This window comes from Microbacterium sp. B19(2022) (assembly GCF_012030385.1).
Lineage (GTDB): Bacteria > Actinomycetota > Actinomycetes > Actinomycetales > Microbacteriaceae > Microbacterium > Microbacterium oxydans_B.
The window spans coordinates 40,469-67,436 of the sequence record NZ_JAAUVO010000021.1; the positions used below are offsets into that span (position 1 = coordinate 40,469).

27 protein-coding genes are annotated in these 26,968 nt (G+C 69.6%); 12 read left to right on the forward strand and 15 right to left on the reverse strand.

Going from position 1 to position 26,968, the window contains the following annotated elements:
• The first annotated feature begins 41 nt into the window (after positions 1 to 41).
• The 3 genes from HCX50_RS16770 to HCX50_RS16780 are packed head-to-tail and all read left to right on the forward strand — an operon-like array spanning position 42 to position 2,493.
• Positions 42 to 896 (forward strand): transporter substrate-binding domain-containing protein, encoded by an 855-nt coding sequence (locus HCX50_RS16770; protein WP_167635114.1) that lies wholly within the window; start codon positions 42 to 44, stop codon positions 894 to 896.
• Positions 893 to 1,759 (forward strand): amino acid ABC transporter permease, encoded by an 867-nt coding sequence (locus HCX50_RS16775; RefSeq protein WP_091030652.1) that lies wholly within the window; start codon positions 893 to 895, stop codon positions 1,757 to 1,759. The genes HCX50_RS16770 and HCX50_RS16775 overlap by 4 nt, the downstream gene beginning before the upstream one ends.
• The gene (locus HCX50_RS16780; RefSeq protein WP_167635115.1) at positions 1,756 to 2,493 is read left to right on the forward strand and encodes an amino acid ABC transporter ATP-binding protein; all 738 of its coding nucleotides are present in this window, start codon (positions 1,756 to 1,758) and stop codon (positions 2,491 to 2,493) included. The genes HCX50_RS16775 and HCX50_RS16780 overlap by 4 nt, the downstream gene beginning before the upstream one ends.
• A gap of 49 nt (positions 2,494 to 2,542) precedes the next feature.
• On the opposite strand, the gene pnuC is transcribed toward HCX50_RS16780, so the two are convergent.
• From pnuC to HCX50_RS16795, 3 genes are read right to left on the reverse strand one after another with little or no spacing between them, the layout of a single operon-like run.
• A complete protein-coding gene (pnuC, locus tag HCX50_RS16785) occupies positions 2,543 to 3,256 on the reverse strand; it encodes a nicotinamide riboside transporter PnuC (RefSeq protein ID WP_167635116.1) in 714 nt (237 codons plus the stop codon).
• Between the two features lie 2 nt (positions 3,257 to 3,258).
• A complete protein-coding gene (locus HCX50_RS16790; RefSeq protein WP_091030662.1) occupies positions 3,259 to 3,786 on the reverse strand; it encodes a GNAT family N-acetyltransferase in 528 nt (175 codons plus the stop codon).
• A 23-nt stretch (positions 3,787 to 3,809) separates the two neighbouring features.
• Positions 3,810 to 4,727: a DUF808 domain-containing protein gene (locus HCX50_RS16795; RefSeq protein ID WP_167635117.1), complete on the reverse strand. Its 918-nt coding sequence runs from the start codon at positions 4,725 to 4,727 to the stop codon at positions 3,810 to 3,812.
• A 156-nt stretch (positions 4,728 to 4,883) separates the two neighbouring features.
• On the opposite strand from HCX50_RS16795, the gene msrB reads away from it, so the two are divergent.
• A complete protein-coding gene (msrB, locus tag HCX50_RS16800; protein WP_091030668.1) occupies positions 4,884 to 5,372 on the forward strand; it encodes a peptide-methionine (R)-S-oxide reductase MsrB in 489 nt (162 codons plus the stop codon).
• Positions 5,369 to 5,914 carry a peptide-methionine (S)-S-oxide reductase MsrA gene (msrA, locus tag HCX50_RS16805; RefSeq protein WP_167635118.1) on the forward strand — a complete coding sequence of 182 codons (546 nt, stop codon included), beginning with the start codon at positions 5,369 to 5,371 and terminating at the stop codon, positions 5,912 to 5,914. Before msrB ends, msrA begins: the two co-directional genes overlap by 4 nt.
• 128 nt (positions 5,915 to 6,042) lie before the next feature.
• Here the strand turns inward: msrA and HCX50_RS16810 are convergent, their stop codons facing one another.
• The 8 genes from HCX50_RS16810 to HCX50_RS16845 all read right to left on the reverse strand — a co-directional run bounded on the left by HCX50_RS16810 (position 6,043) and on the right by HCX50_RS16845 (position 13,419).
• Positions 6,043 to 6,843 carry an alpha/beta fold hydrolase gene (locus HCX50_RS16810; RefSeq protein ID WP_167635119.1) on the reverse strand — a complete coding sequence of 267 codons (801 nt, stop codon included), beginning with the start codon at positions 6,841 to 6,843 and terminating at the stop codon, positions 6,043 to 6,045.
• Between the two features lie 166 nt (positions 6,844 to 7,009).
• Positions 7,010 to 8,479, reverse strand: a complete 1,470-nt coding sequence (locus tag HCX50_RS16815; protein ID WP_167635120.1) for a catalase — start codon at positions 8,477 to 8,479, stop codon at positions 7,010 to 7,012.
• 66 nt (positions 8,480 to 8,545) lie between these two features.
• Entirely contained in the window at positions 8,546 to 8,968 is a 423-nt protein-coding gene (locus HCX50_RS16820; RefSeq protein WP_029264333.1) for a Fur family transcriptional regulator, read from the reverse strand.
• 79 nt (positions 8,969 to 9,047) lie between these two features.
• Positions 9,048 to 10,013, reverse strand: coding sequence for a squalene cyclase (locus HCX50_RS16825; RefSeq protein WP_167635121.1), 966 nt, complete (start codon positions 10,011 to 10,013; stop codon positions 9,048 to 9,050).
• Positions 10,014 to 10,069: 56 nt separating this feature from the next.
• Entirely contained in the window at positions 10,070 to 10,726 is a 657-nt protein-coding gene (locus tag HCX50_RS16830) for a histidine phosphatase family protein (RefSeq protein WP_337750010.1), read from the reverse strand.
• Between the two features lie 31 nt (positions 10,727 to 10,757).
• Positions 10,758 to 11,678: a J domain-containing protein gene (locus tag HCX50_RS16835; RefSeq protein ID WP_029264336.1), complete on the reverse strand. Its 921-nt coding sequence runs from the start codon at positions 11,676 to 11,678 to the stop codon at positions 10,758 to 10,760.
• A 70-nt stretch (positions 11,679 to 11,748) separates the two neighbouring features.
• Positions 11,749 to 12,402, reverse strand: coding sequence for a YigZ family protein (locus tag HCX50_RS16840; protein ID WP_167635122.1), 654 nt, complete (start codon positions 12,400 to 12,402; stop codon positions 11,749 to 11,751).
• Between the two features lie 30 nt (positions 12,403 to 12,432).
• Positions 12,433 to 13,419, reverse strand: coding sequence for an aldo/keto reductase (locus HCX50_RS16845; RefSeq protein WP_167635123.1), 987 nt, complete (start codon positions 13,417 to 13,419; stop codon positions 12,433 to 12,435).
• 203 nt (positions 13,420 to 13,622) lie between these two features.
• Here HCX50_RS16845 and HCX50_RS16850 point away from each other — a divergent pair, with 203 nt between their 5' ends.
• The 3 genes from HCX50_RS16850 to HCX50_RS16860 are packed head-to-tail and all read left to right on the forward strand — an operon-like array spanning position 13,623 to position 17,648.
• Entirely contained in the window at positions 13,623 to 15,755 is a 2,133-nt protein-coding gene (locus HCX50_RS16850) for an MMPL family transporter (RefSeq protein WP_167635124.1), read from the forward strand.
• Positions 15,721 to 17,028 (forward strand): histidine kinase, encoded by a 1,308-nt coding sequence (locus tag HCX50_RS16855; protein WP_167635125.1) that lies wholly within the window; start codon positions 15,721 to 15,723, stop codon positions 17,026 to 17,028. Before HCX50_RS16850 ends, HCX50_RS16855 begins: the two co-directional genes overlap by 35 nt.
• Positions 17,025 to 17,648, forward strand: a complete 624-nt coding sequence (locus HCX50_RS16860; protein ID WP_091030698.1) for a response regulator — start codon at positions 17,025 to 17,027, stop codon at positions 17,646 to 17,648. The genes HCX50_RS16855 and HCX50_RS16860 overlap by 4 nt, the downstream gene beginning before the upstream one ends.
• Positions 17,649 to 17,658: 10 nt before the next feature.
• Here HCX50_RS16860 and cycA read toward each other — a convergent pair whose 3' ends face one another.
• On the reverse strand, positions 17,659 to 19,134 hold the full coding sequence (cycA, locus tag HCX50_RS16865) for a D-serine/D-alanine/glycine transporter (RefSeq protein ID WP_091030700.1): 1,476 nt from the start codon (positions 19,132 to 19,134) through the stop codon (positions 17,659 to 17,661).
• A 154-nt stretch (positions 19,135 to 19,288) separates the two neighbouring features.
• Here cycA and HCX50_RS16870 point away from each other — a divergent pair, with 154 nt between their 5' ends.
• Entirely contained in the window at positions 19,289 to 20,761 is a 1,473-nt protein-coding gene (locus tag HCX50_RS16870; protein WP_167635126.1) for an MATE family efflux transporter, read from the forward strand.
• Between the two features lie 137 nt (positions 20,762 to 20,898).
• On the forward strand, positions 20,899 to 21,315 hold the full coding sequence (locus HCX50_RS16875; protein ID WP_140403304.1) for a hypothetical protein: 417 nt from the start codon (positions 20,899 to 20,901) through the stop codon (positions 21,313 to 21,315).
• 4 nt (positions 21,316 to 21,319) lie between these two features.
• On the opposite strand, the gene HCX50_RS16880 is transcribed toward HCX50_RS16875, so the two are convergent.
• Positions 21,320 to 23,029: an AMP-binding protein gene (locus HCX50_RS16880; protein WP_167635127.1), complete on the reverse strand. Its 1,710-nt coding sequence runs from the start codon at positions 23,027 to 23,029 to the stop codon at positions 21,320 to 21,322.
• Positions 23,030 to 23,093: 64 nt separating this feature from the next.
• Entirely contained in the window at positions 23,094 to 23,561 is a 468-nt protein-coding gene (locus HCX50_RS16885) for an Lrp/AsnC family transcriptional regulator (protein WP_205829329.1), read from the reverse strand.
• A gap of 112 nt (positions 23,562 to 23,673) precedes the next feature.
• Here HCX50_RS16885 and HCX50_RS16890 point away from each other — a divergent pair, with 112 nt between their 5' ends.
• Complete coding sequence (locus tag HCX50_RS16890) at positions 23,674 to 24,915, forward strand: trans-sulfuration enzyme family protein (protein ID WP_237682556.1); 1,242 nt, start codon at positions 23,674 to 23,676, stop codon at positions 24,913 to 24,915.
• Here HCX50_RS16890 and HCX50_RS16895 read toward each other — a convergent pair.
• Positions 24,849 to 25,316, reverse strand: a complete 468-nt coding sequence (locus tag HCX50_RS16895; protein WP_091030723.1) for an acyl-CoA thioesterase — start codon at positions 25,314 to 25,316, stop codon at positions 24,849 to 24,851. The two genes, HCX50_RS16890 and HCX50_RS16895, sit on opposite strands and share 67 nt — an antisense overlap.
• A gap of 215 nt (positions 25,317 to 25,531) precedes the next feature.
• On the opposite strand from HCX50_RS16895, the gene HCX50_RS16900 reads away from it, so the two are divergent.
• Complete coding sequence (locus HCX50_RS16900) at positions 25,532 to 26,959, forward strand: hypothetical protein (RefSeq protein WP_167635128.1); 1,428 nt, start codon at positions 25,532 to 25,534, stop codon at positions 26,957 to 26,959.
• The last annotated feature ends 9 nt before the right edge of the window (positions 26,960 to 26,968 follow it).

Here is a 26,968-nt window from a genome sequence, read left to right on the forward strand (position 1 = left end):
CCTCGCCGTCTCCACCACACCCTTCTCGCACTGGAGTCATCGTGCCCTTCGCTCCCTCCCTCCGCCGCGCGGCAGCTGCTGCCGCTGCGGTCGCCCTCGCCATCACCCTCGCCGCCTGCAGCGCCCCCGCTGCCGAGACCGGATCCGGCAGCGGTGATGATTCGGGCCTGCAGACCGTGACCGAGGGCAAGCTCACGATCGCGACCGGCGAGCCCAACTACGAGCCGTGGTTCGTCGACGACGACCCCTCCAACGGCGAGGGCTTCGAGGGTGCGGTCGCGAACGCGGTCGCCGAGCAGCTCGGCTACAAGGCCGACGACATCGTCTGGGTGCGCACGACCTTCGACGGCGCCATCGCGCCGGGCCCGAAGGACTGGGACATCAACCTGCAGCAGTTCTCCATCACGGATGACCGCAAGAAGGCCGTCGATTTCTCGTCGCCGTACTACACGACCACGCAGGCCGTGGTCGCGGTCGGCGACTCGCCCGCGGCATCCGCGACGACCATCGACGAGCTCAAGGCCACCAAGGTCGGCGTCGCCAGCGGCACCACCAGCTACACGGTCGCCAAGGCCGAGCTGGGCGAGGCGAACCTCAGCGTCTTCAACTCGGTCGACGACGTCGTGCTCGCCCTCAAGGGTGGCCAGATCGACGCCATGATCACCGACCTCCCCGGTGCGTTCTACGTCGTCGGCGCACAGCTCGACGACGGCGTCGTGACCGGACAGTTCGCCGGGGCCGACGGTGGCGACGATTTCGGCATCGTGCTGCCCAAGGGCTCGGCGCTCACGCCGGCCGTGACTGACGCGGTCGACGCCCTGCGTGACGACGGAACGCTCGACGAGCTGCAGCAGAAGTGGCTCAGCGACGCGGTCGACGTCCCCGTCTTCAAATGACCTCACAGCCCGTCGACACGGCGTGGCAGCCGAGCGAGCTCGAGCTGTCGCGCCGCGTCCTGCGGCGACGGGCGACCACCCGGTCCGTCCTGATCGCACTGATCAGCAGTCTCGTCGTCGCGGCGGTGCTGGTCATCGTCGTCGTCAACACCCCCGGCTGGGCGGTTGTCAGCCAGACCTTCTTCGACCCGCAGGTCGCGCTCGACAGCATCGGCCCGATCTTCCAGGGGCTGCTCGTCAACCTCCTGGTACTGGTGATCGCCGCGGTCTGCGTCGCGATCTTCGGCACGACCCTGGCCACCATGCGCTCGCTGCGCGGTCCGGTGTTCTTCCCGCTGCGCGCGCTCGCGGCGGCCTACACCGACTTCTTCCGCGGCATCCCCCTGCTGATCGTGCTGTACCTGATCGGCTTCGGCATCCCGGCGCTGATGATCTTCCCGCGCATGCCCGCGATGTTCTGGGGCACGATCGCGCTCGTCCTCACCTACTCCGCTTACGTGGCGGAGGTGCTCCGCGCCGGCATGGAGGCCGTGCACCCGTCGCAGCGCATCGCCGCGCGATCGCTCGGACTGACCCACGGCCAGACACTCCGGATCGTCGTGATCCCGCAGGGTGTGCGCAAGGTCGTGCCCGCGCTCATGAACGACTTCGTGTCGATGCAGAAGGATGTCGGCCTGATCTCGGTGCTCGGCGTGGTCGATGCCGTCCGCGCCGCCCAGCTGATGGTCGCCGACACCTACAACTACACGCCCTACATCGTCGCCGGGCTCATGTTCATCATCCTCAGCTGGCCGATGATCCGCCTGACCGACGTCGTCACGGCACGGATGAACAAGCGCGAGCAGGCCGGAGGAGTCGTATGAGCGTCCCGGTGATCGAGGCCAGGGGAGTGCGCAAGCGCTTCGGCGACCACGACGTGCTCCGCGGCATCGACCTCGCCGTCGGCACGCACGAGGTGGTCGTGCTGATCGGCGCCTCCGGCTCGGGCAAGTCGACGCTGCTCAAGACGATGAACCTCATCGAGGGCATCGACGACGGACAGATCTTCCTCTCGGGTGAGGACATCACCGATCCGCGGGTGGATGCCGACGCCGTGCGCGCCCGGATCGGCGTCGTGTTCCAGCACTTCAACCTGTTCCCGCACCTGACCGTGCTCGACAACATCACGCTCGCGGCCGTCCGCGTGCACGGCATGCGCAAGACCGAGGCGCGGGCCAAGGCGCGCGAGCTGCTCGAGACGCTCGGGCTCGGCGCCAAGGCCGACGAGTACCCCGACCGGCTCTCCGGCGGGCAGCAGCAGCGCGTGGCGATCGTGCGCGCGATCCTCACGCAGCCCGAGGTGCTGCTGCTCGACGAGATCACCAGCGCGCTCGACCCGCAGCTGGTCGGCGAGGTGCTCGACCTGGTGCGCCAGCTCAAGCAGCAGGGTGCGACCATCGTGATGGCGACGCACGAGATGTCGTTCGCCCGCGAGGTCGCCGACCGCATCGTGTTCCTCGAGCACGGCGTGGTCGTCGAGCAGGGGCCGCCGTCGCAGGTGTTCGATGCGCCGCAGCAGGCCGCGACCGCGGATTTCCTCGCGCGCGTCCGGCACTGAGCGCGTGCGGCACTGAGCGCGGTCGACGGCGGATCCGGCAGCGGCGGGCTCAGGCGAGTTCGTCGTCTTCCGGTCGTCGCGGGTTCGGGTCGGGCGGCAGGATCACGACCGGATGCGCGGCGCTGCGTTGCGCCCGCCACCAGATGACGAATCCGACCGCGGTGAAGATGCCGTAGAAGACGTACATGAAGCCGGTCGCGTAGTACCCGGAGCTGAACAGCAGGGGCACGCCGACCACGTCGACCGCGATCCAGATCAGCCAGAACTCGGTCCACCCCTTGGCCATGCCGTAGGTGGCGAGCAGGGATCCGACGAAGGTCCAGGCGTCGGCCCACACCGGCTCCCATGAGCCCAGCGCGCGGAACAGCGGGGTCAGCGCGACGGTGCCGACGACCATCACGATCACCAGGCCGATGCGGGCCCCGGTCGGCGCCCACTTCGGCACGATCTGTCCACCCTCGGCGTTGCGCCAACGAATCCATCCGTAGATCGCGACGGCGATGAACATGATCTGCCGGCCGGCCTGACCGAGCAGATGCGGCAGCGAGGGATCGGGGCTGAGGGCGGATCCGAGGAAGACGGTGAGCAGCAGCAGGTTGCCGATGATGCCGACCGGCCACGCCCAGATCTTCCGGCGCATGCCGCCGAGCGCGCTCGCCAGGCCGAACGCGTTGCCGACGACCTCACGGACGAGGAGGGTCTGCCCGCCGGGCAGCGTCCAGCTCGAGTTGAACCCGTCGACGAACCACTGCAGCAGGTCCATGGTCAGGATGCTGCGCCGGGTTCGGCGCGGTCGTCGAGCACGAGCTGGAGCATGCTCAGGTCGAGCCAGCGCCCGAACTTGGCCCCGACCTGCGGCATCCGTCCGACCTCGGTGAAGCCGAGGCGCTCGTGCAGGGCGATGGACGCGGTGTTCCCGCTCTCGATTCCGCCGATCATGACGTGCATCCCTGCGGCGCGGGCGCGCTCGACCAGTGCGACCATCAGCGCGGTGCCGATGCCGCGGCCGTGCTGACCGCCGACGACGTACACGGAGTGCTCGACCGTGTGCCGGTAGCCGCTGTGCGGACGCCACTGCGCGTACGACGCATAGCCGAGCACGCCGGAGTCGTCGACCGCGACGATCACCGGGTAGCCGCGGGAGGTGCGATCGGCGAGCCAGGCGATGCGGTCGGCGAGGTCGACCGCATCCTCGTTCCAGATCGCGGTGGTGTGCAGCACCGCGTGGTTGTGGATCGCGGTGATCGTCTCGAGGTCTGCGGTCTCCGCATCCCTGATTCGGACGTCTGTCATCGGCGGGTGGCTCTCTTCCCGACTCAGACGTGCACGTCGGCGGGGGATTCCTCGCCCTCGTGGAAGTTCGGCGTCTTGCCGAACAGCTTCGCGATGCCCAGCACGATCCCGACGATGAGCAGCCCGAGGATGAGACCGGCGATCGCGGAGATGATGGTGTCGACGATCCAGACGACGACCGGGCCGAGGTTGTGGAGTGCGTGCTCCACGCCGTGCAGCACGTCGACCGGGAAGTGCCAGCCGACCTCGCCCAGGTTCACCAGCACCAGGTGTCCACCGACCCAGAGCATCGCGACCGTGCCCAGGATGCTGATGAAGCGGAACACCGCGGGCATGGAACGCACGATCCTGGTGCCGGTGTGCCGTACGCGTCGCACCGGGTTCTTCGCCATCTTCAGCCCGATGTCGTCGATCTTCACGAGCAGGGCGACCGCGCCGTAGACGACGCCCGTCATCAGGAGCGCGATCACGGCGAGGATGGCGAGCGTCGCCCAGATGTCGAGCCCCTTCTCGAGGCTCGCCAGCGAGATGAGCATGATCTCGGTCGAGAGGATCAGGTCGGTGCGCACCGCGCCCAGGACCAGCTTCTTCTCGTCGCGGTCGCCCTCGTCGGCATGGCCGTGCTGCACGCCGAACCACTCCAGCACCTTCTCGGCGCCCTCGAAGCACAGGTACGCGCCACCCAGGATCAGCAGGTACGGCAGCACCCACGGCGCGAAGGCGGTGAGCAGCAGCGCCGCCGGGATGATGATGAGGAACTTGTTCGCGAGCGAACCGAGCGCGATCTTGCCGACCACCGGCAGCTCGCGCGCGGGCGTGATGCCCTGCACGTACTGCGGGGTGACCGCGGCATCGTCGATCACGACACCGGCCGCCTTGGCCGAGGCCTTCATCGCGGCGCTCAGGATGTCGTCGACGACGGCGAGCAGTCCTACGGACATGTGGTTCCCCTCGGGCGGTGTGCAGTGCGGAGGCAACTCTATCGACTCCGCAGAAACTCACAGCGCGCTCCCAGCCCTGCGGGACCAAAACGGCGCCGTCCACGGTTCTCCTTCTATGACGCCGCAGCCAGCGACGTCGGACTAAGGAGTCAGATCATGTCGAACGACTACGGCAAGACCCCCGAGGCCGTCAGCGGTCTCACGAACCTGCAGTACGAGGTGACCCAGCAGGACGCGACCGAACCGCCGTTCCGCAACGCGTACTGGAACAACCACGACGACGGCATCTACGTCGACGTCGTCTCGGGCGAGCCGCTGTTCTCGTCGACCGACAAGTTCGACAGCGGAACCGGATGGCCCAGCTTCACCAAGCCCATCGATGCGGATGCCGTCACCACGCGCACCGACCGCTCGCTGTTCATGAAGCGCACCGAAGCGCGCTCCGCGAACGCCGACAGCCACCTCGGTCACGTCTTCGACGACGGCCCCCGTGACGAAGGCGGACTCCGCTACTGCATGAACTCGGCGGCCCTCCGCTTCGTCCCGGCTGACAGGCTGGAGGAGGAGGGGTACGGTCGCTACAGTCCCCTCTTCGCGAAGACGCCGAACACCCCCACCACCGACACCTCTGAGGAGCAGTCATGACCGACACCGGAACCATCACGCGCACGCCCGGGACCGAGACGGCCGTCCTCGCCGGCGGCTGTTTCTGGGGCATGGAAGACCTGATCCGCCGCCAGCCCGGCGTGATCGGCACGCGCGTCGGCTACACCGGCGGCTCGAACGAACACGCGACCTACCGCAACCACCCCGGCCACGCCGAGGCCGTGGAGATCGTGTTCGACCCGACCAAGACGACGTACCGCGACATCCTGGCGTTCTTCTTCCAGATCCACGACCCGTCCACCAAGGACCGTCAGGGCAACGACATCGGCTCGAGCTACCGCTCGGCGATCTTCCCGCTCTCTCCCGAGCAGGAGACGGTTGCACGCGACACGATCGCCGACGTCGACGCCTCGGGCCTGTGGCCGGGCAAGGCCGTCACCACGATCGAGCCCGAGGGCCCGTTCTGGGAGGCCGAGGAAGAGCACCAGGACTACCTGATCAAGTACCCCAACGGCTACACCTGTCACTTCCCGCGTGCGGGATGGGTGCTGCCGAAGCGTGCGGAGAGCTCCGCCGTCTAGGCCGGGGTCCCGAGCTCCTCACGCCGCTCGCACGGAACGAAGGAGAACTCAAGGCATGAAGGAGCGGATGCTGCATCCGCTCCTTCATTCCGTGAGAACTCCTTCGCAATGGGCGGGCGTGCGCGCGGCTACGCCTCTTTCAGGAACTCCAGCGCGGCCTCTTTGAAGTCCCGCGAGCCCGGAGCGTTGAAGTGGTTCCGATTCGGGATCTCGAAGAAACGACCGTCGGGCGCCGCGGACGCCAGCGCCCGTGAGCCCTCGATGATCGCATCCTTCGACCCCGTGGCGAACAGGATCGGGCGGGTCGGCGCATCCGATGGATCGGGGTCGATCATGCCCGACGACCGCATGCCCTCCGCGAGCGCGACCAGCGCCTGCAGGTCGTTGCCGGGAACCCGCTCCGTCAGCGCGATGTAGTTCTGCGTCGTGGGGTCTTCGACCGGGGTGCCGTCGGCGATGTACGCCCGCACCTGGTCCAGGTCGAGGCGGGCCAGGGGGATGCCGTCCGGCACTCCGCCGAGCACGGCCCGGCCGATGCGGTGGGGCAGCTCGCGCACCACTTCCCAGCCCACGCGGGCGCCGAGCGAGTATCCGACGTAGAACGCATCGTCCACGAGGTACGTGTCCATCACGGTCTCGACATCGGTGACGAGTGTCCGGATGCGGTAGCCCTCCGGATCGTGCGGCTTCTCGCTGCGCCCGTGCCCCCGCTGATCGAGCGCGAGCACCCGGTAGCCGGCACGGTCGAGCTCGCGCACCCAGCCGGTGAGGACCCAGTTGTCGCGGGCGCTCGACGCGAATCCGTGCACGATCACGACGACCGGAGCATCCGGATCGCCCCAGGTGTACGTCGCCAGGCGTGTGCCGTCGGCGGCGTACACGTGCTGCGGGTCGGGCATGCTGGTCAGGTCGGAGAGGGGGGTGGCCACCCTTCCATCTTGGCCCGGTTCTGCGTCAGCGGCGCTGCTCCCACGGCCCCGCGCCGAGACCCCGCCTCCAACCCCGAGACCCCGCCGTAACGCCGAGACCCCCTCTTGCCGACGTGGGCAGGAGGGGGTCTCGGCGCGAAGACGGGTTCTCAGCGGATGACGCGGATCAGACCCGATCTCGCAGGGCGGCGCCGAGCTCGGCATCCACGTTCGTCCAGTACTGGAAGAACCGCTCGCGGATGTCGTCGATGGTGATGGAGCGGCCCTGACCGGTGAGGGTCTCGAGGAACCGCGCCCGCTGCTCGCCGTCGAAGACCTCGCGGTAGAGCGTGCCCGCCTGACCGAAGTCGTCGTCCTCGGCGTGCAGCGTGGCCGCCGAGCGCACGAGCTGGCCGTCGGCCTCCCAGTTCGCCTCGAGCGCCACGGTCGGATCCGCTTCGGGGCCCCCGGCTGCGCCGAACGAGTTCGGGTGGTAGGTGCGGTGTGCGGCGTCGTTGTGCTGGTACCGCATCGAACCTTCGTGCTGGTAGTTGCGCGCCTCGGCCGCGTGCGGCTGGTTCACGGGCAGCTGGTTGTAGTTCGGGCCGATGCGGTGACGCTGGGCATCGGGGTACGCGAAGATGCGGCCCAACAGCATCTTGTCCGGCGAGAGCCCGGTGCCGGGCACCAGGTTGCTGGGCGAGAAGCCGGCCTGCTCGATCTGCGTGAAGAAGTTCTCCGGGTTGCGGTTCAGGGTCAGCGTGCCGACCTTGATGCGCGGGTAGTCCTTGAGCGAGATGGTCTTGGTGAGGTCGAACGGGTTGAACCGGTAGTCCTTCGCCTCGCCGTACGGCATGATCTGCACGTACAGGTCCCAGGAGGGGTGGTCGCCGCGGGCGATCGCGTCGAACAAATCGCGGCGGTAGAAGTCGGCGTCGGATCCGGCGAGCTGCTGCGCCTCCTCGGCGCCCATCGCCTCGACGCCCTGGTTCGAGACGAAGTGGTAGCGCATCCAGAAGAGCTCGCCGGCTTCGTTCACCCACGAGAAGGTGTGCGAGCCGTAGCCGTTCATGTGCCGCCAGCTGCGGGGAAGGCCGCGGTCGCCCATGAGGTAGGTGACCTGGTGCGCGGTCTCGGGAGAGAGCGTCCAGAAGTCCCACTGCATGTCGGGGTCGCGCAGGCCCGAGTCGCCGAGGCGCTTCTGGGAGTGGATGAAGTCCGGGAACTTGATCGCGTCGCGCAGGAAGAACGTCGGGGTGTTGTTGCCGACGATGTCGAGGTTGCCCTCTTCCGTGTACAGGCGCAGCGAGAACCCGCGCACGTCGCGCCAGGTGTCGGGCGAGCCCTGCTCGCCGGCGACCGTCGAGAAGCGGATGAGCGCCTCGACCTTGGCGCCGGGCTGGAACACCCCAGCCCGCGTGAAGGCCGACACGTCTTCCGTGACGACGAACTCGCCGAAGGCGCCGCCGCCCTTCGCGTGCGGGTTGCGCTCCGGCACACGCTCGCGGTTGAACGCCGCGATCTTCTCGACCAGGTAGTGATCGTGCAGGACCGTGGGGCCGTCAGGGCCGACAGTCAGCGAATGCTCGTCGCTCACGATCGGGGCTCCGGCCTGCGTGGTGGTGGACGGACGGTACGAATCGGCAGGTTTCGTCATGGTTCTCTCCTTCTCCGCGCAGGCGCGACGAATACCCCCATCCGTGGATGGGTGTTCGTCGGTCGGCTATTGCGCGGCGTTCTGGCAGCTGGGGCAGAGGCCCCAGAAGGTGACCTCGGCGGTCTGGACGGTGAATCCACCCGTCGAGGACGGGGTGAGACACGGCGCTTCGCCGACGACGCAGTCCACATCGCCGACCGCACCGCAGGAGGTGCAGACGACGTGGTGGTGGTTGTCGTCGATGCGCCGCTCATAGAGCGCCGCGGAACCCGCCGGTTCGATCCGGCGGATGAGGCCCGCCGTCGTCAGGTCCGCGAGGATGTTGTGCACCGACTGGATCGACGTGGTCGGCAGCACTTCGGACACGGCACGGTAGACCCGCTCCGCATCCGTATGGGCCATGGAGTCGAGAGCCTCGAGAACGGCGACGCGGCCCGCGGTCGCCCGAAGCCCGGCAACGCGAAGCGCCGAGTCGAGTTCTGTCTCCATGCCTCGAGTGTACCCCGTTATTTGAATAACTCAAAAGAACGCATATCAGGATGCTGCGCCGCGGTGGTGCGGCCCCGGCTCAGGCGCGTCCGGCCCAGTCGAGCACGCGGGTGCCGATCAGCGTGAGCCAGCGGGACGGGTGGTCCTCCCCGGCGTCGACCGGAAACCAGGTGCGACCGGCGAGCGGAGTGGTCTGCGTCCACGTGCCGTCCGCCCGTCGCGCGGTGCGGACCAGCTCGACGGCATCCGAGATCCGGTCGTCGGGAGCGCGGCCCTCGACAAGCGACGCCTCGCGGAAGTAGTCCAGGGCCGTGAGCGCGCTGTACCGATGGCGACTCGGATACACGAAGCGCCCCACGAACGGGCCGACCTGCTCTCCGGTCGACTCGCGGTACAGCAGTCGACGCCGCAGCAGGTACTCCTCACCCGAGTGCCGCGTCTCGCGCAACGACGTGTCGCCGGTGAGTCTCTCGTAGGCGAGCATTCCGCGCAGGGCGTTGAGTGTGGAGTGGAACGACGACCGCACGGAGTCGCCCTCCTCGGCCTCGCAGTTCCACCCGCCGTCGTCCAGGCGGTGGGCCGGGAACCAGGCGGCGAGGGCGGCGACATCCGCCCCCAGCCAGGCGCCGTTCGCCAGCGTGTAGGAGTTGATGCACACGTCGACCTCGCCGCCCCAATAGGGCAGGTCGTCGTACTCCCACCGGCTGTTCTGCGCCAGGCGCTCCGCGGTGTCGCCGAGCACGGCGGCATCCACGCCCCACTCGCGCAGAGTGTTCAGCGACCAGGTCGTGGCCGTCCACGGCTGCCCCGGTTCCTCGGCCTCCGCGCTGCCGAAGAAACCTGCGGGGAAGTATGCGCCGCCGGCCCACTGGCCGTCGTCGTCCTGCCGGGCGAGGAGCGCGGCGCCGAAGCCCTCGGTCGCCACCCGGGCGCGCGTCGCCTGCCACACCTGCTCGGGCTCCCGCAGCAGGTCGCGCTCCACCTGCCAGCGCAGCGCGGGGTCCCCGTCGAGCAGCCACTGCATCGTCTCCGTCGAGATCGCCATGCGGGCACGCTACTCCTCGGCGCGGCATGCGCATACCCCCGACGGATGCCGTCGCGTCAGGATTCGGCGGGTGCCGAAGGCAGCTCCGGGCCGTAGTTCCACGACAGGATGGCGGGCTGCTCGCGCGCGAAGCCGAGCACCGACACCGATCCGGCATCCAAGCTGATCTGGGCGCCGAAGCGCGGAGCGAGTCGCAGGTATACCGCCGTCAGGATGCGCAGGAAGTGGCCGTGGGCCACCAGTGCGACATCCCCCTGGGACATCGCCGGGAGCACCCGCGTGAGCACCCGCGACGCTCGCGCGGCGACCTCTTCCACGGTCTCGCCGGGGGTGCGTCCGGGGATCACTCCGTGGGTGAACGTGCTCCAGCCGTAGCCGAGCTCCGCACGGATGTCCTTCGTGGTGCGACCCTCGTACCCGCCGTAGTCCCACTCGACGAGGAGCGGGTCGATCTCGGCGTGGAGGCCCGCGAGTTCCGCGGTGCGCTGCGCACGGACGAGAGGAGAGGTCAGAACGAGGGAGAAGTCGTAGTCCGCGACGAGCCCACCGGCGCGACGGGCCAGATCCTCTCCCCGCGCGGTGAGGGGGATGTCGGTGAGCCCCGTGTGTCTCCCGGTCCGCGACCATTCGGTCTCGCCGTGGCGCAGGAGGATCAGCTTTCCGGCCGGTGCTTCGGGGGCGGGGTGTTCGAGTATCGGTTCGTCTGCGGGCACAACGACACCGTAACCCCCGCCGGCGTCGGAGTCAGACGAAGCGGACGGTCTGCTGCAGTCGGGTGCGCACGTCGAACAGCTCGTTGCCGCCGATGGCCCGCGCCTGTGGAACGCCCTGACGCAGCACCATCGCGAGCGCGCTGCGCCGCACCACCACGACCGGGACGCCCCGGGTCGTGCCGAGCGGGGTGACCGCCTGGGAGAGGTCGTCGTCGGGGAGCACGATGATCGCACCGCCGAACTTCACACGGGCGGCCTTGGCGACCGTGCGCATCCGCCCGAGCGCGGCGGTCACGGGCGCGCGGGTGCCGAGGCTCGGACCGGTGATCTCGCCGCGGCGGAAGCCGACCACCCCGCCGAAGTCCTCCGACATGACGCCGTACAGACCCGACGGGCCGAGCACCACGTGGTCGAGCTTGTCGTCGGCGGTGGCTCCCGCGGCGACGTCGTGCCACACCGTGAAGCCCATGCCCAGGTCGGACACCGTGCGCGCGGTCGCCTCTTCCGCCAGCGCATCGGCGAGGAGCCGGCGCAGATCCCGAGGCGCCGAGCGCACGAGTGCGGGGTCGTAGGGATCGGGGACCTCGACGCCACGGCCGGCCCATTCGCGGATGAGGTCGAGATAGCGCTCACGGCGCCAGCCACCGGGGTGGCCGTACGACCGGGCGCGAGGGCGGGTGTCGGTGCGTGTCGGCGGCGGCCGCCATCCGCTCCACTCGGAGCCCGCCTCATGGGTCACACCGGTTCGGCGGTCGTAGGCGGCGCGGCCCTCGGCAGTGCCGATCAGCTCCCAGGCGCGCTGCACCTGGATGAAGATCGCGGCGTCTCCACCGGTGTCGGGGTGGGTCTGGCGCAGGCGCAGACGGTAGGCGCGGCGCAGCTCGACGTCATCGACGCCGGGGTCGACCTCGAGGATCTCGTAGGCCGAAGCCGAGAGCGGACTGTCGAACATCGCTCTCCCTCCGCGACCGCGGCATCCAGGATATCCGCCGGATCTTGTGGTTTCGCCGTTCCCGCCGGGTTCAGTCGGGGACGTCGACGATGCGCTCGACGCCCAGCACGGGGATGACCGCTCCCGCGGATGCGGCGGCCAGGTCGTCGGCGAGCCGGGGGAGTTCTGCCTCCGGAGCCCACAGCTCGAGCGTTGCGGTCGCCGTGTAGGTCGGTTCGCCGAGGGTCGCACCGTGATGCACCGCCCACTCGCGCAGCAGGTTGTCGTAGCGCCCGGCATCCGCGTGGGGCACCTCGAGTGTCACCTGCCGGAGCGCCTCCCTCCGCACGAGGGCCGCCAGGTCGAGCGCCTCCGACACCGCCGAGGAGTATGCCCGTACGAGCCCGCCCGCCCCGAGCTTCACGCCGCCGAAGTACCGGGTCACGACCGCGACCACGTCGGTCAGCTCGCGGCGCCGCAGCACCTCGAGCATCGGGATGCCTGCGGTGCCCGAGGGCTCTCCGTCATCCGACGACCGCGCCTGGTCGCCGAGCAGCCCGGTGATCATCGCGGTGCAGTTGTGGTTCGCGTCCCAGGCCCGCTTGCGGATGCCGGCGATCACCGCATCGGCCTGCTCGACCGACGAGACCGGCTCGATGCGGGTGAGGAAGCGCGACTTGCGGATGACCGTCTCGTGCTCGACCGCGGACGCGATGGTCGCGGGGTAGCTGCGGGCGGAGGTCACCCGCCTCACGATACCGAGGCCGTCGGCGGCTCAACGGTCGACGAACGCCATCTGCTGCGGGTTGTAGCGGTCGCCGGCCACACCGATGCGCGCGGCCAGGGTCGACAGGTCGGCGACCTCGTCGGCGGAGAGCGCGGTGGCGGTGCTGCCCGCGTTATCGGCGATGCGCGCGGTGCGCCGGGTGCCGGAGATGGGCACGATCCACGGCTGCTGGGCGAGCAGCCAGGCGAGGGCGATCTGGCCCGGGGTGGCCTCCTTCGTCGCGGCCAGCTCGGCGACGTGCGCCACGAGCGCCTGGTTCGCCGCCCGGTTCTCGGCCGTGAAGCGCGGGATGGTGGCGCGGATGTCGCCGGCCGCGAAGTCCGCCGCGGTGTCGACCGTGCCGGTCAGGAACCCCTTGCCGAGCGGGCTGAAGGGCACGAACCCGATGCCGAGCTCGGCCAGCACCGGAAGGATCTCGGCCTCGGGCTCGCGCGTCCACAGCGAGTATTCGCTCTGCAGCGCGGTCACCGGATGCGCGGCATGGGCGCGGCGGATGGTGTCGGCCGAAGCCTCCGAGAGTCCGAAGTGGCGCACCTTGCCCTCGGCGATCAGCTCGCCCACGGTGCCGGCGACGTCTTCGATCGGCACGTCGGGGTCGACGCGGTGCTGGTAGAAGAGGTCGATCACATCGGTGCGCAGACTCCGCAGCGATGCCTCGGCCACCCGGCGGATCTGGTCGGGTCGGCTGTTCAGCCCGACGCTCTTCCCCTCCTGGATGTCCCACCCGAACTTGGTCGCGATGACGACCCTGTCGCGGATCGGCTCGAGCGCCTCGCCGACGAGCTCCTCGTTCACATACGGTCCGTACACCTCGGCCGTGTCGAAGAAGTCCACGCCGTGGTCGACCGCCGACCGGAGCACCGCGATCATGTCGTCGCGGCTGCCGGGGTTCGGGCCATAGCTCTGCGACATCCCCATGCAGCCGAGTCCGACCGCCGAGACCTGGAGGCCCTGTCCGAGAGTGCGAGTGTGCATGAGCTGTCCTTTCGTCTTCGCCGCGGATGCGATCCGCGGCCGTCGATCCGACGCTACGCCCGGAGGCCGCGATGAGGGAGGGCCTGAGGGAACCCCGTTCGCGGGAACCTCCCGCGGCGGTACGGAGCATCCATCGAACGATGGAGACGCGTCTCACCCTCCCGCCCGATCCTCCTCGGCGCCGTCGCGGCTGGACTGGACCCATGCTCCGCACCCTCCGCTCCCTTCCGCTGTGGCTCACCTCTCGACGCGGCGGGTGGATCTCCCTGCTGATCGCGGTCGTGGCTTTCACGGCGCTCCTCGGCGCGCTCGGTCGCGCATCGCTCCCCTCGGGCAACGACGTGGCTCCGCCGGACTCCGAATCGGCTCGGGCGGCGGCGCTCGCCGAGCAGTTCCCCGACGCGGACGAGCACGCGGTGCTGCTGGTCGCGGCTCGCGATGACGGCGGACGCCTCGGCGATGCAGACCTCGCTGCACTCGGATCCCTCGCCACCGATGTCGAGGCGCAGACGGGGGTCGCACCGCGGGGTCCGATCGTCAGCGACGACGGGCAGGCAGCGGTGATCCAGGCGACGCTGACCCTGGACGAGGCCGAAGACGATGCCGCCGCGGATGCCGTGCACGGCCTGCGCGACAGCGTGGCCGAGCACCCGATCGACGGGGTGAGCGTGCAGGTCACGGGTGGCCCCGCGTTCGGCGTGGACGTCGCCTCCGCGTTCGATGGTGCCGACTTCACGCTGCTGATGGTGACGCTCGGTATCGTCGCGCTGCTGCTCATCGTCACCTACCGCTCGCCCGTGCTCTGGATGATCCCGCTCATGGTGGTCGCCCTCGCCGACCAGCTGGCCAACAAGGCGACGGCGGCTATCGGGGCGGGGCTCGGCCTGCAGTTCGATTCCGGGATCGTGAGTGTGCTCGTGTTCGGGGCCGGGACGAACTACGCCCTCCTGCTCATCTCCCGTTATCGCGAAGAGCTCGCACGAGACACCGACCACCGGCGCGCACTGGTCGCCGCCTGGCGCGCGACCGTGCCCGCCATCGTCGCCTCGAACGTGACCGTGGTCCTCGCCCTTTCCACGCTCGCGTTCGCCGTGATCCCCGGCACCCGCGGGCTCGGCATCGCCTCGGCCGTCGGCCTCCTCATCGCGCTCGCCGCGGTGCTGCTGGTGCTTCCGCCGGCTCTCGCCGTGTGCGGTCGACGGATCTTCTGGCCCTTCGCGCCGCGCGTCGGCGACGGCGCCGTGACCGGGCGCGCCTGGGGAGCGGTGGCGACGCGGGTCTCCCGCCGTCCGTGGGTGCCGCTCGTCGGCGGGCTCGCGCTTCTCGGAGTCTTCGCGGGTGGCCTCGCCGGAGCATCCGTCGGTCTCACGCAGGTCGAGAAGTTCCGGGTCGAGTCGGAGTCGGCGGCAGGGCTCACGGCGCTCGGCGAGCACTTCCCCGCCGGCGAGGCGCAGCCGATGATCGTGATCGGCGACACGGCAGAGGTCGAGGCGCTCACTGCCGCGGTCGAAGACGTGCCCGGTGTGCTCCGGGTGTCCGCGACGGGGGAGAGCGCCGACGGCACGCTCACCCGATTGCTCGTCGTTGGAGAGCCGGCGCCCGGCACGACCGAGAGCCTCGATCTCGTCCGGGAAGTGCGGGGCGCGGCGGCGGCGACACCCGGTGCCGATGCCGTCGTGGGCGGACCGGTCGCTGCGGATCTCGACGCCCGTGAGGGCAACCGGCGCGACCTGCAGCTCATCGTCCCGCTCGTGCTCGCGGTCAGTCTGCTCGTGCTCCTCCTGCTGCTGCGCTCCCTGGTGGCGCCCGTGCTGCTGCTCGCCGTGAACATCCTCAGCGCGGTCGCGGCGATCGGTGCGGGCACCTGGCTGAGCCGGATGCTGTTCGGATGGGACGCGCTCGACCTGCAGGTGCCGCTGCTGTCGTTCCTGTTCCTGGTGGCACTCGGCATCGATTACACGATCTTCCTGGTCCACCGGGCGCGGGTCGAGGCACGCACCGTCGGTACCCGGCAGGGGATGGTGGTGGCGCTCACCGCGACAGGTGGCGTGATCACCAGCGCCGGCGTCGTGCTCGCCGCCGTGTTCGCCGCGCTCGGACTGCTTCCGTTGGTCACGCTCGGTCAGATCGGGCTCATCGTCGGGATCGGTGTGCTCGTCGACACCTTCGTCGTGCGGACCCTGATCGTGCCCGCGCTCTTCGCCATCGTCGGCGATCGGATGTGGTGGCCGGGGAGTGTGGGGCGCGACGGATCCCGCGCCGATCGAGGTGCAGATCGACCGCACGGGGGAGAATACGAGGATGCCGCAGTCGCCACCTCTCCCGACGCGGGCTGAGCGCACCGCCCGCTCCGAGCGGGCGGCCGGCTTCCGCGCGCCGCGTACCTGGGCGAGCCTGGTCGGGTCGATCCGGATCGGGCAGACCCTGATCACGGTCGTGCTGCTCGTGATCGGCGCCTGGCGTGCCGCGGTCGATGGGGTTCCGCTGCCGTGGGTCCTCGCCCTCTCGCTCGTGTTCCTCGGCTGGTACGGCGGCGGGCTGCTGCTCAGCGAGCGCACCTCGGATCGTCGTCTGGCGACCTGGTGGCTGCTCGGGCTGACGCTCATCTGGCTCGGCGCGGTCGTCGTCTCGCCGGAGTTCGTGTGGCTCGCCTTCCCGCTGTGGCTGCTGGCCGGATTCGTGATGCGTCTGCGGTGGGCGCTGCTGCTCAGCGTGGCGATCCTCGCCGTCGTGGTGACTGCCCCGCTGCTGCACACCGGCACCACGAGCTACGCGAACGTGATCGGGCCGCTCGTCGGCGGCGTCTTCGCGCTGGGAATGTCTCGCGGCTATCTGGAGCTCGTCCGCGACGGGAGGGAGCGCCGTCGACTGATCGCCTCGCTCGTCGCGACCCAGGAGGAGATGTCGGCGCTCCAGGACGAACTCGCCCGCACGCAGCGCGAGTCGGGGGCGAGCGAGGAGCGCACCCGGGTCTCGCGCGACATCCACGACACGATCGCGCAGAGCGTGTCGTCGATCGGGATGCTGGCGCGCTCCGCCCTGGAGGCGGACGATCCCGCGCAGAGTAATCGCGCGCTCGAGCAGATCGACGCGCTCTCCGTCGAAGGGCTGGCCGATGCGCGACGCATCGTGAACGCGCTGATGCCGGCCGAACTCGAATCCACGGCCCTCGGCGACGCGCTCGCCCGCATGCTGGAGCGCCTGATCGACGAGACCGGGATCGAGGCGACCCTGCACGCCGACGACGACCTGCCGGCGCTTGGCATCGACGCCGAGGTCGCCCTGCTGCGGACGGCGCAGTCGGCCCTCGCGAACGTCCGCTCCCACGCATCCGCGTCGCGCGTGGTGGTGACCCTGGCCGATGCGGGCGACGCGGTGCGGCTCGACATCGTCGACGACGGCATCGGGTTCGACGCGAGGCACTGGGATGCGCAGGGCGGCGTCGGCGGCCAGGGCGGCGGCTACGGGCTGCGCTCGATGCGGGCACGGCTGCGGGAGCTCGGCGGAGGACTCGATGTGGAGAGCGCTCCGGGCGACGGCACCGCGCTCTCGGCACATGTCCCGCTCGGCGGCATGGCGCAGGGGCGACGGACCGGAGGCGAGGGATGACTCCGGTTCGCGTGCTGCTCGTCGACGATCACCCCATCGTCCGGGCCGGGGTGCGCTCGCTGTTCGATCACCGCGACGACGTCGAGGTGATCGGCGAGGCGGCTTCCGGAGAGGAAGCCGTGGTTCTCGCCCGGCACCTGCATCCTGATGTCGTGCTCTGCGATCTGCGGCTCGGCGCGGGCATGGACGGCGTGCAGACGACCGCCGCGCTGCGCGCGCAGGACCCGGCTCCGGCCGTGCTGATCCTGACGACTTTCGACCGCGACGCCGAGATCCTCGGGGCGATCGAGGCGGGAGCAGCCGGTTACCTGCTCAAGGATGTCGCACCGGACGACATCGTGCGGGCGATCCGCCAGGCCGCGTCCGGCGGGCTCGTGCTCACCCCCGAACTCAGCGCGCGCGTCGTGCAGGTCATGCGTGCGCCGCGGGTGCGCCTGACCGACCGCGAGCTCGACGTGCTCCGGCTGCTCGACACGGGCGCATCGAACCGCGAGATCGCGAAGACCCTGTTCGTGACCGAGGCCACCGTGAAGACCCACCTCGTGCACGTGTTCGAGAAGCTCGGCGCCGACAGTCGCGCCCGCGCCATCGCGATCGCCCGCGACACCGGGCTCCTCTGAGCGGGGGAGCTCAGTCCGTGTCCGCCTCGACCGAGTCGTCGCGCAGGTGCGCGATGTGCGCCGCGTGCCGAGTCAGGTGGTTCGGCGACTTCCGCACGAACAGCCACGCCACGAACAACAGCACGAACCAGATCGGCGTCACCAGCAGCGCGGTCAGCGTGTCGGGCTGGGTCGTGAGCGCCCACAGGACGAAGACGAAGAACGCGAGCACCACGTAGACCATGAACACCCCGCCCGGCATCCGGAACGTCGATGCGGCGACCTTATCCTTGCGGGTGCGTCGGTACACGAGGTAGCTGCAGAGGAAGATCGTCCACACGAACATGAAGCACAGCGCCGAGACCGTGGTCACCATGTCGAAGGCCGTGCCGATGTCCTTGCCCGCGTACAGCAGCACGACGCCGGACAGCAGCAGGATGCACGAGAGGAACAGGGCGTTCTGCGGCACCCGGCGACGCGAGAGCCGACCGAAGATCCGCGGGGCATCCCCGTCCTGTGCGAGGCCGAACACCATGCGCGAGGTCGAGTAGATGCCGGAGTTGGCGCTCGACATCGCCGAGGTCAGCACGACCAGGTTCACGACCGTCGCCGCGATGCCGAGTCCGGCGAGGGCGAACATCGCGATGAACGGACTCTCGCCGGCGACGTACTCGGTCCACGGGGTCACCGCCATCAGCACGATGAGTGCGCCCACGTAGAAGAGCAGGATGCGGATCGGGATCGCGTTGATCGCCTTCGGCAGATTGCGCTTCGGGTCCTTGGTCTCGGCGGCCGCGGTGCCGACCAGCTCGATGCCGACGAACGCGAACACCGCGATCTGGAAGCCGGCGACGAAGCCCATGAAGCCGTGCGGGAACATGCCGCCGTGCTCCCACAGGTTCGAGAAGCTCGCAGTCCCCGCATCGTGCTGGAAGCCCGTGAAGATCATGACCAGACCGGTGACGATGAGCGCCACGATCGCCACGATCTTGATGAGCGCGAACCAGAACTCCATCTCCCCGAATGCGGCGACGGTCGGCAGGTTCAGGGCGAGCAGGATCACGATCACGAGGACGCCGGGGATCCACAGCGGGATGCCGGGGATGAGTGCATCCGTGTAGCCGGCGATCGCGATCACATCGGCGACGCCGGTGACCACCCAGCAGAACCAGTAGGTCCACCCGGTGAAGAATCCCGCCCACGGCCCGAGCAGATCGCTCGCGAAGTCGCTGAACGACTTGTACTTGAGGTTCGACAGCAGCAGTTCGCCCATCGCCCGCATGACGAAGAACAGCATGAAGCCGATGATCATGTAGACGAAGATCACCGATGGTCCTGCCACCGAGATCGTCTTGCCGCTGCCCATGAACAGGCCGGTTCCGATCGCTCCACCGATCGCGAGCAGCTGGATGTGGCGGTTGCTCAGCGCTCGCCGCAGGTGCTGCTCCTCCCCGTCGGCATCGGCATCGTGCGTGCTTCCGGTTCCCCCCGGGTGCTGCTTCGTCACTCTCGTCCTCCGGTCTCCGTCGACAGTTCGGCTCCGACGGTACCTTCCACCTGCCCGACCGACAGAATCGAGATCGGGGATACCGCTCCGCCGAATCGATTCGATAGGCTTGCCGAGCCCCGATCCATCCCCCAGTTCTGCGAGCCGCTCCTTCATGGCCACCTCTCTCACCACGGGCCGCCCGTGGCGCGTCATCCTCGCCTTCTCCATCCCGCTGCTCCTCGGCAACGTGGTGCAGCAGCTGTACCAGTTCGCCGACGCGATCGTCGTCGGACGGCACCTCGGCGTCACCTCCCTCGCGGCGGTGGGCGCCACCGGCAGCCTGCTGTTCCTCCTGCTCGGTTTCGCCTGGGGTCTGACGAGTGGATTCGCGATCCCCATCGCGCAGGCCTTCGGGGCGCGCGACGATGCGGCCGTGCGCCGTTCGGTGGCCACGGGAGTGCTCCTCAGCGCCATCACGAGCGTGATCCTGACGGTCGCCGCACCACTCCTCGCGGGCCCGATCCTCGCGCTGCTGCAGACGCCGCCCGAGCTGATGGCCGAGGCCACGATCTTCACGCAGATCAGCTTCCTCGGTGCCGGCGCGACGATGTTCTTCAACTACCTGTCCGCGATCATCCGCGCGATCGGCGACTCCAAGACGCCGCTGGTGTTCCTCACCGTCTCGTGCGTGCTGAACGTCGGGCTCGTCGTGCTGATGGTCGGTCCCCTCGAGTGGGGTGTCGGCGGCGCCGCGCTCGCGACCGTGGTCGCACAGGCCGTCTCGGTGGCGCTGTGCCTCGAGTTCGTCCGCCGACGTCTGCCGATGCTGCACCTGCGTCGTGCCGACTGGCGGATCACCGCTGGCGACATCGCCGAGCACCTGCGCCTCGGCCTGCCCATGGGCTTCCAGGCGTCGATCATCGCGATCGGCACGCTCACGGTGCAGGTGGCGCTGAACACCCTCGGGGCCGATGCGGTCGCCGCCTACACGACCGGGTCCCGCGTCGACAGCCTCGCGGTCGCGCTGCTGTCGTCGCTGGGCCTCGCGGTCTCGATGTACGCCGCGCAGAATCACGGTGGCCGCCGCCCCGACCGCATCCGGCGCGGAGTCGTCGAGGCGACCTGGATGGCGGTCGCCGCCGGTGTGGTGCTCGGTGGCCTGCTGATCGCGTTCGGCGCCCCGATGGTGCGGCTGTTCATCGGTGCGGGGTCGGACGACGTGGTCGACATGGCCCACCGGATGCTCATCATCAACGGCTGCGGCTACTGGGCGCTCGGCATGCTGTTCGTGTTGCGCGGCGCGCTGCAGGGGCTCGGCCACACACTCGTGCCGACCGTGACCGGCGTGATCGAGCTGGTGATGCGCGTGGGTGCGGCCATCGTGCTGGGCGCATGGATCGGGTTCGACGGCGTCGCGCTGAGCAACCCGCTCGCCTGGGTGGGCGCGATCGTGCTGCTGGTCCCGGCCTACGTGCGCGCACACCGCGAGCTCGGACGGCTTCCGGTCGCGCCGGCCGAGGCCACCGAGACCTCGGCGATCGCGATCGTCGGACCCACCGACGGCTCGATGGTCGTGGATGCCGTCGTCACCCAGCCGTTGCGCGTCGTCCGCCCCCGTCGTCTGCGGTGGCCGAGCCGCCGCTGACCCCGCCCCGCTCCGTGTTCCGCGTCGGCAGATCTCCGTCTGCAGGATGATGCAGATGGGACTTGAGACGGATGGCCTTTCCGCGACACACTTCTAGTGTCGAGGTAGCGGAGTTTCCGCTGGACCGGGGGGTCGTCATGACGACAATGAGAGTGGCCAACGATTTGGCCGAAGTGATGGTGCCGATCGGTTACGTGGGTGCGGCCATCGCCGGTGCCTGTGCGATCGTCGCTGCGGTCGCGGTCATCCGCGGTTCCGGTGGTCTGACCGGGGGTGCGGTGGGCGTGTGGATCGTGGGCGCGCTGATGAGCTTCACCGCGTCGTTCGCACAGCAGTGGTTGCCGCTGATACTTGCGTGCTCCTCGCTCGTGGCGATGCTCGTCATCGGCGGTGTCGTGCGGGCCATCGTGAATGCGGCCGGAGTCGGGCGGACCGACGAGGCGGCGGCTGATGCACTGCCGCGCGCCGCGTCTACGGTCAAGCCCGCCGCGGTGTCGAAGCCGACGCTCGCGACGAAGTCCGCCGCGACGGCGTCGATCCCGGTCGTGTCCTGAGCGCTCAGCGGTAATCGCGGTCGCGGTGCTGTCCGGTCTCGTCGCCGGACTCGACCCGCGCCGCCTCTCGAGCGCGCAGCTCGACGCGACGGATCTTTCCGGAGATCGTCTTCGGCAGCTCGGGGACGAACTCGATGATCCGCACCCACAGGTGCGACGACAGGCGTGCGTGCGCGTAGGTGAAGATCGCACGGGCGGCGTCTTCCGCGCCGCCCGCGGCATCCGGGGTCAGGCAGACGTACGCCTTCGGCACCGCCAGCCGCGTCGGGTCGGGGCTCGGGATCACGGCCGCCTCGATCACCAGGTCGTGCTCGAGCAGCACGGACTCGAGTTCGAAGGGCGAGATCTTGTAGTCGGAGGCCTTGAACACGTCGTCCGAGCGACCGATGTAGGTGAGGTAGCCGTCGTCGTCGCGCACCGCGATGTCGCCGGTGTGGTGGAAGCCGCCCACCCGTGACTCCGCCGTCTTCTCGGGGTCGTCGTAGTACCCGGCCATGAGTCCGAGCGGCGGCTGCGACAGATCGAGCGCGATCTCTCCCTCGCCCTTGACGATCTCTCCGGTGACCGGATCGAGCAGCACGACCGGGTAGCCGGGCAGAGGTCGTCCCATCGAGCCGACCTTGACGGTCTGGCCGGGGGAGTTGCCGATGCAGGCCGTCATCTCGGTCTGTCCGAAGCCGTCGCGGATCGTGCCGCCCCAGGCGTCGCGCACGCGGTCGATGACCTCCGGGTTCAGCGGCTCGCCCGCGCCGACCAGCTCGCGCGGCGGGTGGGTGAGACGCGCGAGGTCGGCCTGGATCAGCATCCGCCACACCGTCGGCGGTGCGCAGAAGGTGGACACGTGGTGGGTGTCCATGACCTGCATGAGGGTGTTCGCGTCGAAGCGGTCGTAGTTGTAGACGAACACGGTCGCCTCGGCCAGGAAGGGGGAGTAGAAGCTCGACCACGCATGCTTCGCCCAGCCGGGGGACGAGATGTTGAGGTGCACGTCGTCGGGCCGCACGCCGAGCCACCACATGGTCGACAGGTGCCCGACCGGGTACGAGACGTGGGTGTGCTGCACGAGCTTCGGCCGGTTCGTGGTGCCCGAGGTGAAGTAGAGCAGGGCGGTGTCGGTCGCGGGGGTCGGACCATCGGGCTCGAAGGCGATCGGTGCGGCGGTCGAGTCGGCGAAGCGCGCCCACTCGGAAGGGATGCCGTCGCCGACGCCGATGCGGAGGATGCCGGGGTCGATGTCCGCGAGCCGGTCGGCGAGCGGGCCGAGGGTGATGACCGCGCCGGCACGACCGTGTTCGACGCGGTATGCGAGATCGGAGGCGGAGAGCAGCGTGGAGGTCGGGATCGACACGGCGCCGATCTTCGTGATCGCCAGCATCACCTCCCACAGCTCGATCGTGTTGTTCAGCATCACGATCACGTGGTCGCCGCGGCGGATGCCGAGACCGGTGAGCCAGGCCGCGACCTGATCGGAGCGCGTCGAGAGCTCGCCGTAGGTCCAGGTGCGCAGGCTCAGGTCGGCCTCGACGATCTGCACCGCAGGCCGGTCGGGGTTCTCGCCGGCGATCACGTCGAACCACTCGAGCGCGAAGTTGAACTCGTCGACCTCGGGCCAGGTGAACCCCGCACGGGCCGCGGCGTAGTCGGTGGCGTTCGCGAAGAGGAAGTCCCGCATCTCGCGAATGGTGTGCGTGGCGGCGGTGGCGCTGCGGCTCATGGTGCTCCCTTGCTCCGGTGCGGACGTGCATTCCATCTTCGCGCAGGTCATCCGGATCCCGTGGTCACCGCGGCAGGACGCCCGGTCCGTCGCGCAGCTCGAAGACGAGTTGGGTCTCGGTGCCGCGCACGACCGGGTGCACCGTGATGTGCTCCAGCACGATGTCGCGGAGGGCCGTCGCGTCTTCGACCGCCACGTGCAACAGGAAGTCGTCGACCCCTGCCACGTGGAACACCTGCAGTACCCGCGGGACGCCGGCGAGCGCGTCGAACAGCGCCGTCACCTTGGCGCCGGTGTGGTTCGCGAGGCGCACCTTGATGATCGCCTGCAGCGGGAACCCGAGGGCTGTGCCGTCGACGCGGATGCGGGTGTCGCGGATCACGCCCCGTTCGCGCAGCGCCCGCACGCGGTGCGCGCAGGTCGATTCGGCGAGGCCGAGCCGATGCGCCAGGGCCTTGTTGGTCGTCTCGGCGTCACGAGTGAGGATCGCCAGCAGCTCGAGATCGATCTCGTCGAGTTGTGCTTTCGCCAATGTGCGCGCCTTTCCGATGTCGGATGCTGCACAGAATAGCGTTCAATGCCGAAACGATTGCATGTTCTGTCGAGTTCCTGCGCGGATTCTGCGATTCCGGCAACGTGGAGGCATGACTGCACCGCTGCATCCCGACACCGTCGCCGTCCACAGCGGGCGTTCCGATCTCGAGGGTCTCGGGGTCCACGCGCTGCCGATCGACCTGTCGACGACGAATCCGCTGCCCGACATCGAGCGCGGTGGCGACTCCTACGAGGCGATGGCCACCGGAGGCCGCCCGCCCGCCGACGGCAGCATGGTCTACGCGCGACTGTGGAACCCGACGGTCGCCCGCTTCGAAGAGGCGCTCGCCGAGCTCGAGCATGCCGAGGCTGCGGTGGCCTTCGCCTCGGGCATGGCGGCGATGACGGCCGTGATCCTCGCGCACACGGGGGCGACCGGCGCACGCCACGTCGTCGCGGTGCGTCCGCTCTACGGTGGCACCGACCACCTGCTCGGTTCCGGGCTGCTCGGCGTCGAGACGACGTACTGCCACCCCGACGAGGTGGCCGCGTCCATGCGGCCCGACACCGGACTCGTGGTCGTCGAGACCCCCGCGAACCCCACGCTCGACATCGCCGACATCGCCGACGTCGTGCGCCAGGCGGGTTCCGTGCCGGTCGTGGTCGACAACACGTTCGCGACCCCGGTCCTGCAGAACCCGATCGACCTGGGCGCCGCGATGTCACTGCACAGCGCGACCAAATACCTCGGCGGCCACGGCGATGTCATCGCCGGCGTCGTCGCCTGCAGCGAAGAGACCGCGGAGGCGCTGCGCCGCGTGCGGGCGGTGACCGGGGGGCTGCTGCATCCGCTCGGGGCGTACCTGCTGCACCGCGGTCTCACCACCCTGCCGGTGCGGGTGCGGCACCAGCAGGAGAGCGCGCGGCGGGTGGTGCAGTGGTTGATCGACCGTCCCGAGGTCGCCGAGGTCTTCTATCCGGGGCTCGACGGAGACCCGCGCGGCATCCTCGAGCGACAGATGCGAGGGACGGGCGCGATGATCGCGATGCGGATGCGGGGCGGGTTCGCCGCGGCATCCGCCGTCACGACGGCGACGACGCTGTTCACGCACGCGGTCTCGCTCGGCGGGGTGGACTCGCTGATCCAGCATCCGGCCGCCCTCACCCATCGCCCGGTGCCTCCCGAGGCGCGTCCGGAGGCCGATGTGCTGCGTCTCTCGATCGGTCTCGAAGACGCCGACGACCTGATCGCCGATCTCGCCCAGGCGTTCGCGGCGGTCGCCGCTCAGAGCGAGGGAAGCCGGATCGTCCCGGTCGCGATGCGCTCGGTCGGCATCCGGTCGCGGTCGTAGGTGATCTCGCGGTAGCCGTGCGGGGTCGGCACGCCGTCTTCGTCGAGGCTGACGAACACGATCTTCTCGATCGTGAGGATCCGCCTGCGCGTGATCATGTTGCGGGCGACCGCGCGCATCGTCAGTGAGGTCGTGCCGAAATGCGTGGCCTGCAGGCCGATCTCGATCAGGTCGCCCTGGACCGCCGACGCCTCGAAGTTGATCTCCGAGATGTGCTTGGTGACGGCGCGGTAGTTGCCGAGCTGCACGATCGCGTAGATCGCCGCCTCCTCGTCGATCCACTTCAGCAGGCTGCCGCCGAACAGCGAGCCGTTCGCGTTGAGATCTTCGGGGCGCACCCACTTGCGGGTGCGGAAGTTGAGTCCGTCTTCCGACCACGCGGGTGTCTTCTGCTTCGCCATGGGCATGAGAGTAGGCGGGCAGTGAGTCGGCGATGTTACGGCTGGTTTTCCGGACAGCGACAAGGGCTACCGGGCCACGTTTGTGGACTCACGACAAGAAACTGAGTCCCAGCGACTCTGAGACTTGGTTTCGAACGGCAAATCCGTGGGTCGCGTACCGGCGCGCCCATACAGTCGCCCGTGGCAACGACGCCACTGACCCCCGGGAGTCCTCGATGACGAGTACGAAACCCCACGCGCACGGCAACGGCATGCGCATCGCCGTGATCGTGCTCAGCCTGCTGTTGGCCACGATGGTGATCCTGTTCTTCGTGGTGACGAACAAGATCGCCGCCGGCGCCTCCGAACTCGCCGACGGGACCACGTCGGCGAAGAGCGGTTCGTCCGAGCTCGCGGCGGGTGCCGCCGACCTCTCGGACGGCGCCGATCAGCTCGCGGAAGGCAGCGACGACCTCGCGTCCGGCGCGGCCAGCGCGCAGGACGGCTCGCAGAAGGTGAGCGACGGGGCCACGAAGGCGGCGACCGGCGCGACGACTCTCGCGGAGGGCGCCGGAAGTCTCGCCACAGGCGCGGCCTCGGCCGTGGACGGCGCGGGCAGGGTCAGCGGGGGAGCGCAGACCGCGTTCACCGGAGCCCAGGAGCTCGCGTCGAAGATGGCGAAGGCGGATGCCGGAGCGCAGACCGTCGCGACGGGAGCAGCGAAGCTCGCGGCTGGGGTCGACGGTGCGCATCAATACACGAACGCCGTGCTCGCCGGTGCGACCACCCTGAGCGACACGTTGACCGCCGGCGTGACCCCCTCGGTGCGCACCCTCGCCCACCCCGACACGAAGACTGCCCTCCAGGGCCTCGCAGCCACCGCGCCCGGGCATTCGCAGCAGCTCGCCGACGGCCTGGCCGGTCTGCTCGCCGCCGACCCGACCAACCCGAAGCTGCAGGCGCTCGCCGCGCTCGCCGCGGGCGTCGACAAGGAAGTCGATGCGATGGCGGCACCGACGGCGGCGGCCCCGGCGCTCGCACAGGGACTCGTCGGCGCCGCAGACGGTGCGACGCGCGTCACGGCCGGTGTCGGGGCGATCGTGAACGGTGATCCGTCGAAGGGGTGGCCCGGGACCGTCGCCCTCGTCGCCCCCCAGGCAGCCCCCGCCCTCGCCGCCGGGGCGCAGACCCTGAAGTCCGGCACCGCACAGCTCTCGGCGGGTGCCGCCAAGCTGGCATCGGGACTGCAGACGCTCTCTTCCGGAGCCTCGTCGCTGTACGCCGGAACCTCGAACCTCAGCGCCGGTGCGACCCGGCTGAACGACGGCGCGACCACGCTGGCCACCGGTATCGACACGCTGCAGTCCGGAGCCGGTGATCTCGACGCGGGCATCGGAAAGCTGGCCGTCGGGGCCGATGCCGTGGCGCAGGGGTCGGGAGACCTCGCCGCGGGTGGCGACAAGCTCGAAGCCGGAGCCGCCGACCTCGCCGAGGGCAACGGTTTGATCGCGGAAGGATCCGGGACGCTCGCCACCGCGACGGCCGGAGCCGCGCCGTCGATCCTGCCCTGGATCCTCGGCATCGCGTTGGCCGGACTCGTCGCGATCGGCTTCTGGGTCGGCCACCGCGTCAGCCACCGTCGATCCCTGGCGCTGGCCGCCTGACCCCCACCC